Here is a 5,893-nt window from a genome sequence, read left to right as displayed (position 1 = left end):
GACAATACCGAATTTAAAAGGAAATGATTAGATGGGGTTTACCGCCAGCTTACTTCACAATGACGATAAACTGGTGAGCATGAAACAGTCTTTATCTATATGGCTAGATGCCGCTCGTCCGAAAACGCTTCCACTTGCGTTAGTGTCTATATTAACGGGAAGTGTACTCGCGTATTCTACTCATCAGGCTTCCATTCTGATCACCATACTTGCGTTTATCACTGCTACCTTATTGCAAATATTATCCAACTTGGCGAATGATTATGGTGATGCCCTTAAAGGAACCGATAATGCCAAGCGCCTGGGGCCCGTTCGCGCTATTCAATCCGGTGCTGTCACTCCAGAAAGTATGAAGAAAGCCATTGTTATTAATTCAGTGATGACGGTAGTGTCTGGTCTGACTCTGGTTTTATACGCCCTAGATAATTTGCACAACATTCTTCTATTCCTTGGTCTAGGTGTGCTGGCAATGATTGCTGCAATCGCGTATACGGTCGGCAACAAACCTTATGGCTACGTGGGTTTGGGTGATATTTCTGTGTTTATCTTTTTTGGCTTGCTTGGTGTAATGGGTACTTTCTTTCTGCACACAGGGACCGTTACACCTGCTTTGATATTGCCTGCGGTAGGGTGTGGCCTCATGGCGGTTGCGGTTTTAAATGTAAATAATATGCGCGATATAGAAAATGATCAGCAGTGTGGGAAAAGAACTATCGCAGTTAGGCTGGGTTGTCGAAAAGCCAAGCATTATCATGCGCTACTTTTATCAGGTGCCTTACTTGCCTTTACTGCTTATCTGGTGCGTCAGCCAGTCTCAGTGTGGCTGACACTACCCTTTTTATTAAGTGCAATGATTGTATATAAGCATGGTAAGTTGGTCTGGTTAGCACAGCAGCCTGTGCATATTGCACCTATGATGCCCACGGTTGTGAAATGTTCACTAATTACTAATTTATTGTTTGCAGGAGTGGTTATAGCTCAAACTCTGGCCAGTTAATTGAGACTTGTCATTGCAATGACTTAATGTCGCTATATACTCGTTTGTGATGGCCAACCGTATGGGAAGGAACACTATGGAATACAACACGTCGGCTTTGTGTGACATTTACTCAGAACAAGTGGATGTACTTGAGCCCATGTTTAGCAACTTTGGTGGCAGTGCTTCATTTGCGGGGCAGATCACCACAGTTAAGTGTTTTGAAGACAACGGTCTGATTCGAGAAGCATTAGAGCAAGATGGTTTAGGTCGTGTTTTGCTCATTGACGGTGGTGGCTCACTGCGCCGCGCACTCATTGACGCAGAGCTTGCCTCGATAGCAGAAGAAAATGAATGGGAAGGTATTCTTGTTTATGGCTGTGTACGTGAAGTTGACGAACTGGAAGATATGAGCCTAGGTATTCAAGCTTTAGCTTCAATCCCTGTTGGAGCAACATCTCAAGGTGTCGGTGAAGTAGATGTTGCGGTCAACTTTGGTGGCGTCACCTTTCTTCCAGAAGATTATCTCTATGCAGATAACACAGGAGTGATTATTTCTCAGGAGAGACTTGATGTTGATCTTGAGGTAGAAGAAGATGATTTACTAGCTAAGTAATCGTTTCTTTAGTTAGTGCTCTTGTATGACCAGTTGCAGATGCTGTCGCCTTAGTTGTAAGGCGTACAGGTACCCTAGTACTCCACTGATTATATTGCCAAGCGCAATCCCAATAAAGATCCCTTCACTCCCTAGCCAATGACTTCCTAACCAAGCACTTGGTAGGACGAACACAAACAATCGCATAAAGCTCCACTGGAACGCTTTTAACGGCTTGTGCAGTGCATTGAGTCCAGAGACCAGTATCATAGCTATTCCCTGAAAGCCATAGCTAAATGGCACGACAAGTAAGTAGTGCCAGAGTAAATCTCTGACAGCTTGTTCTTGGGAAAAAAGCGATGACAGAGGAATGCTAAGCGGGATCATAGCAATGAATACGCCCATTTGAAAAACTAACGCAAACCGCATGCTAATAAATAGCCCAGCAAAGCTACGCTGATGATTCTCAGCACCTAGATTCTGAGCGATAAAAGGGGTAAGAGCAGAAGACAGCGCCATCAAAACGATAATTAAAATAGACTCTAGCCGCTGAGCAGCTCCATAAGCGGCAACGGCAGCCGTGCCCTGGCTTGAAATCAAAACCATCAGCAGTGCTCCAGATAAAGGGATCATAGTATTAGAGAGCGCTGCGGGAGTGCCAATCTTCAGAATAAGTTTCACATCTTCAAAAACATAACCCATATTTGGAAGCGCCAGCATACGTTCTCGCAGAGTAAGGATATACAAGGACCAAATGCAGGCACCTAACCAACTTAGAGCGCTCGCGATGGCGGCGCCTTGGATACCTAATTCTGGGAAAGGGCCCCAGCCAAATATAAGTAGCGGATCCAATACACCGTTGATGATGCCGGCCAGTATCATAATTTTGGCAGGTGTTCTTGTATCTCCTGTTGCTCGGATCACACTGTTACCTGCCATAGGAATAACGAGTAATGGAATACTCAGATACCAGACACGCATATATTTATCGATTAGGGGCAAAAGCTCATCAGGAGCACCCAAGAGTGAGAATAAAGGGTTAAGCGTTGCTAGCCCTAGAGCGGATACTGGAATAATTAGCATGACTGCGAGCAAAAGGCCGTGCGAGGCAAATCTTGCTGCGCGGACGGTTTTTCCTTGGCCGAGTAAGTGTGCGATATTGGTTGACAGGCCTACACCTATTCCCATAGTGATGCAGTTTAGGGCAAATGTGACTGGGAAGGTATAGCTGATGGAAGCGAGCGCCTCAGTACCTAACAAAGAAATGAAGAAAGTGTCCACAAGATTGAACATGAGAATTGACACCATACCGAAGATCATCGGAATGGTCATTTGCCTGAGTACTTGGGGAATAGGGGCTGTTAAAAGACCATATTTATCCTGCATCTCGAACAAGGGCTCTAATGGACGAAAAGGGTAGGATACTTGATTGGCGGGCAAGACACAAAAAAGGTCAGCAATCGCTGACCTTTATACTTTAAGTTATCGCATCATTATGCTTTGGCTGCGGCTGCCGCTTTTGCAATCGCGGCGAAGCTCTTAGCGTCAAGAGAGGCACCACCAACGAGAGCGCCATCAATGTCTGGCTGAGAGAAGTAAGCTTGAGCGTTCTCTGGCTTAACGCTACCACCGTATTGAATGATCACTTGCTCCGCAACGGCGACACTTTTCTCTGCAATTAAAGCTCGGATTGAAGCATGAATGCGTTGGGCATCTTCAGCCGTAGCCGCTTTACCTGTGCCGATAGCCCAGATTGGTTCATATGCGATAATTGCACCGTTAAGCGCTTCAACGCCATAAGTGTCAATAACCGCATTGATTTGGCGAGCGCAAACTGCTTCTGTTTCACCCGCTTCGTTTTGAGCTTCTGACTCGCCAATACAAAATACTGGCTTGAGACCATTTTCTTTCAAGAAGTTAAATTTCTTGGCAATGAACTGATCGGACTCATTGTGATAATCACGTCGCTCAGAGTGGCCGATAATGATATGGCTTGCACCAAAATCTTTAAGCATTTCAGGAGACATATCGCCTGTAAATGCGCCGCTGTTATTCAGGTCCGTATTTTGAGCACCTAGGATAATTTTGTTTCCACCTTCTGCGATGAGCTTTTCTGCTAGGTCGATATAAAGAGCTGGTGGAGCGACGGCTACATCAACGCCTTCAAGACCGTTAAGTTCGGTGTTAAGGCCTGTCAGTAGCTCCTTTACCATAGCTTTGCTACCGTTAAGCTTCCAGTTACCCATGACTACAGGACGACGCATAGGAATATCTCCGTGTTTAATCAATTAATGTAAAAAATCTTCGTAAGAATATAACAGATAAACAGTGGGAGATCATGATTAGCATCATGTCTGTTCGTATTAGCCGAGTGATCTATCAGGCATTTTGTATGCAACCAGATAGGATATTGTAGGATAAGCTGTTAGGTTGGGCAGACCGTTATAACAAGAGACAACTCATGTGCTGATAGTCGTGCTGTCTCATGTGTGTTTTATTTGCTAAGGAGCGTCATGCCCAATTTAGTCATGGAATATTCTCACTCTGTTGAGGATTTGGTTGATGTTAATCGACTTCTTAAAGCATTACATCAAGTGGCACTTGAGTGTGACTTGTTTGAGCCAAACTCTGTAAAGTCACGTTCCCTTTGTTACCAGAATTGGCTTGTTGGACAGACAGGCACTAATGCTGACTTCATTCATATAAATTTTGATTTACTTGATGGTAGAACTCAGGAGCAAAAAAAGCGCTTGTCGTGCCAGCTCATGGAAGTTTTGCAGCAAGAGGCGGGGCAGGTTCACAGCCTAACCATTAATATCCGCGATATGGATAAAGAATGCTTTCTAAAAGTACTCAACTAGGGTTGCATCAAGCTCAACCCTAGCAGGAACCGAATGAGTTATTTACGCAATAAAATTTCTTCAACAGTGTGGTCTAGGCCTTTTTTTAGGATGAGTTGAGCGCGGCCTTTGGTTGGCAAAATATTTTCTTCAAGATTAATGCCGTTAATTGAGCGCCAAATTCTATGAGCTTCTTTTTCTGCTTCTTGTACACTCAGCTTGGTGTAGTGACTGAAGAAAGAACCTCGCTCAGTAAAGGCGCCTAGACGGAAGTTGAGAAAACGCTCTACGTACCACTGCTCAATAACATCACTCGTGGCATCGACATAGAGAGAGAAGTCAAGAAAGTCGGATACAAATACTCTGTGTGGGGCATGTGGGTAGTCCATTCCACTCTGCAGTACATTGAGCCCTTCAATAATAAGCACATCTGGGCGATCAACGACTTTTACATCCTCTGTGATGTCATAGGTAATGTGCGAGTAGATAGGGACTTCTAGGTTGGGTTTGCCAGCTTTGACATCAGAAACGAATTCAATCAAACGTTTGATGTCATAGGATTCTGGAAACCCTTTGCGGTGTAAAATCCCGTTTTCTTCGAGTACTTTTGTTGGGTAAAGGAATCCATCGGTTGTTACAAGCTCGACTTTGGGATGGTTATCCCAACGCGAGAGTAACTCTTTAAGTAGCCTAGCTGTGGTACTTTTCCCTACCGCGACACTTCCCGCGACACCAATAATAAAAGGGGGGGCTTTTTCTGAGTTATCAAGGAAGTTGTTCAGGACTGAGTTGCGACTTTGTCTTGCTGCGACGTAAAGATTAAGTAGACGAGAAAGTGGCAGGTATATCTCTACCGCCTCTTTCATGGATAACTTTTCGTTTACGCCTTGCAGCTCTATGAGATCACTCTCGGAAAGCGTCATAGGAACAGAGTTACGCAGTTCTGCCCAATGTTGGCGAGTAAAAGAGAGATATGGCGACATAGTCTTCCTAACAGAGATTCGCGATAATGAGCTGGGAAAATACAACAAGCGAGCTTAATTGCCAAATCCCAGGGGCAAAAATAATCCAATGACCTCGTTTGACTGTTTGATTTTTCAGCAAACAATCGCAAACTCGGTAAAAAACCGTTTTTTTTTTGATTTAGCTATTGCAAGGCAGCGTTTCCTTCACTAGAATGCGCACCACTTATGCCGACTTAGCTCAGTAGGTAGAGCAACTGACTTGTAATCAGTAGGTCACCAGTTCGATTCCGGTAGTCGGCACCATTATAACTTTAATAGTTATTGTGGTTTGAAAATTTGGGGGGGTTCCCGAGTGGCCAAAGGGAGCAGACTGTAAATCTGCCGGCACTGCCTTCGATGGTTCGAATCCGTCCCCCCCCACCATATTCTTTAGGAAATAGCTCACAGAGTTACGTGTTGCGGGCATCGTATAATGGCTATTACCTCAGCCTTCCAAGCTGATGATGCGGGTTCGATA

At 44.6% G+C, this 5,893-nt stretch carries 6 protein-coding genes and 2 tRNA genes; 5 read left to right on the top strand and 3 right to left on the bottom strand.

The window, feature by feature from the left end:
* Positions 1-79 precede the first annotated feature (79 nt).
* Positions 80-997, top strand: a complete 918-nt coding sequence (locus AAFM34_RS20240) for a 1,4-dihydroxy-2-naphthoate polyprenyltransferase (protein ID WP_341665968.1) — start codon at positions 80-82, stop codon at positions 995-997.
* Between the two features lie 76 nt (positions 998-1,073).
* Entirely contained in the window at positions 1,074-1,592 is a 519-nt protein-coding gene (gene rraA, locus AAFM34_RS20235; protein ID WP_341665966.1) for a ribonuclease E activity regulator RraA, read from the top strand.
* Positions 1,593-1,604: 12 nt separating this feature from the next.
* Here rraA and AAFM34_RS20230 read toward each other — a convergent pair whose 3' ends face one another.
* Together AAFM34_RS20230 and tpiA are read right to left on the bottom strand one after the other, a co-directional pair.
* Positions 1,605-2,957 carry an MATE family efflux transporter gene (locus AAFM34_RS20230; protein WP_341665964.1) on the bottom strand — a complete coding sequence of 451 codons (1,353 nt, stop codon included), beginning with the start codon at positions 2,955-2,957 and terminating at the stop codon, positions 1,605-1,607.
* A gap of 107 nt (positions 2,958-3,064) precedes the next feature.
* Positions 3,065-3,835, bottom strand: coding sequence for a triose-phosphate isomerase (gene tpiA, locus AAFM34_RS20225; protein ID WP_341665962.1), 771 nt, complete (start codon positions 3,833-3,835; stop codon positions 3,065-3,067).
* Positions 3,836-4,084: 249 nt separating this feature from the next.
* Between tpiA and AAFM34_RS20220 the strand changes: the two genes are divergently transcribed.
* On the top strand, positions 4,085-4,432 hold the full coding sequence (locus tag AAFM34_RS20220) for a 5-carboxymethyl-2-hydroxymuconate Delta-isomerase (RefSeq protein ID WP_341665961.1): 348 nt from the start codon (positions 4,085-4,087) through the stop codon (positions 4,430-4,432).
* 38 nt (positions 4,433-4,470) lie between these two features.
* Here the strand turns inward: AAFM34_RS20220 and coaA are convergent, their stop codons facing one another.
* Positions 4,471-5,394, bottom strand: coding sequence for a type I pantothenate kinase (coaA, locus tag AAFM34_RS20215; RefSeq protein ID WP_341665959.1), 924 nt, complete (start codon positions 5,392-5,394; stop codon positions 4,471-4,473).
* A 209-nt stretch (positions 5,395-5,603) separates the two neighbouring features.
* On the opposite strand from coaA, the gene AAFM34_RS20210 reads away from it, so the two are divergent.
* Both AAFM34_RS20210 and AAFM34_RS20205 read left to right on the top strand, forming a co-directional pair.
* Positions 5,604-5,679, top strand: a tRNA-Thr gene (locus AAFM34_RS20210).
* A gap of 35 nt (positions 5,680-5,714) precedes the next feature.
* Positions 5,715-5,799 (top strand) — tRNA-Tyr (locus tag AAFM34_RS20205).
* Positions 5,800-5,893: the final 94 nt, after the last annotated feature.

Origin of the sequence: Vibrio sp., assembly GCF_038138445.1 — a bacterium.
GTDB lineage: Bacteria > Pseudomonadota > Gammaproteobacteria > Enterobacterales > Vibrionaceae > Vibrio.
The sequence above is the reverse complement of the archived record's forward strand: the minus strand, read 5'-3'. Positions and strand labels throughout refer to the sequence as shown.

What these genes read in the sequence shown, in the direction of transcription:
- AAFM34_RS20240 (WP_341665968.1), top strand. Translation starts at nt 80, where the DNA reads ATGAAACAGTCTTTATCTATATGGCTAGATGCCGCTCGTCCGAAAACG.
- rraA (WP_341665966.1), top strand. Translation starts at nt 1,074, where the DNA reads ATGGAATACAACACGTCGGCTTTGTGTGACATTTACTCAGAACAAGTG.
- AAFM34_RS20230 (WP_341665964.1), bottom strand. Translation starts at nt 2,957, where the DNA reads ATGCAGGATAAATATGGTCTTTTAACAGCCCCTATTCCCCAAGTACTC.
- tpiA (WP_341665962.1), bottom strand. Translation starts at nt 3,835, where the DNA reads ATGCGTCGTCCTGTAGTCATGGGTAACTGGAAGCTTAACGGTAGCAAA.
- AAFM34_RS20220 (WP_341665961.1), top strand. Translation starts at nt 4,085, where the DNA reads ATGCCCAATTTAGTCATGGAATATTCTCACTCTGTTGAGGATTTGGTT.
- coaA (WP_341665959.1), bottom strand. Translation starts at nt 5,394, where the DNA reads ATGTCGCCATATCTCTCTTTTACTCGCCAACATTGGGCAGAACTGCGT.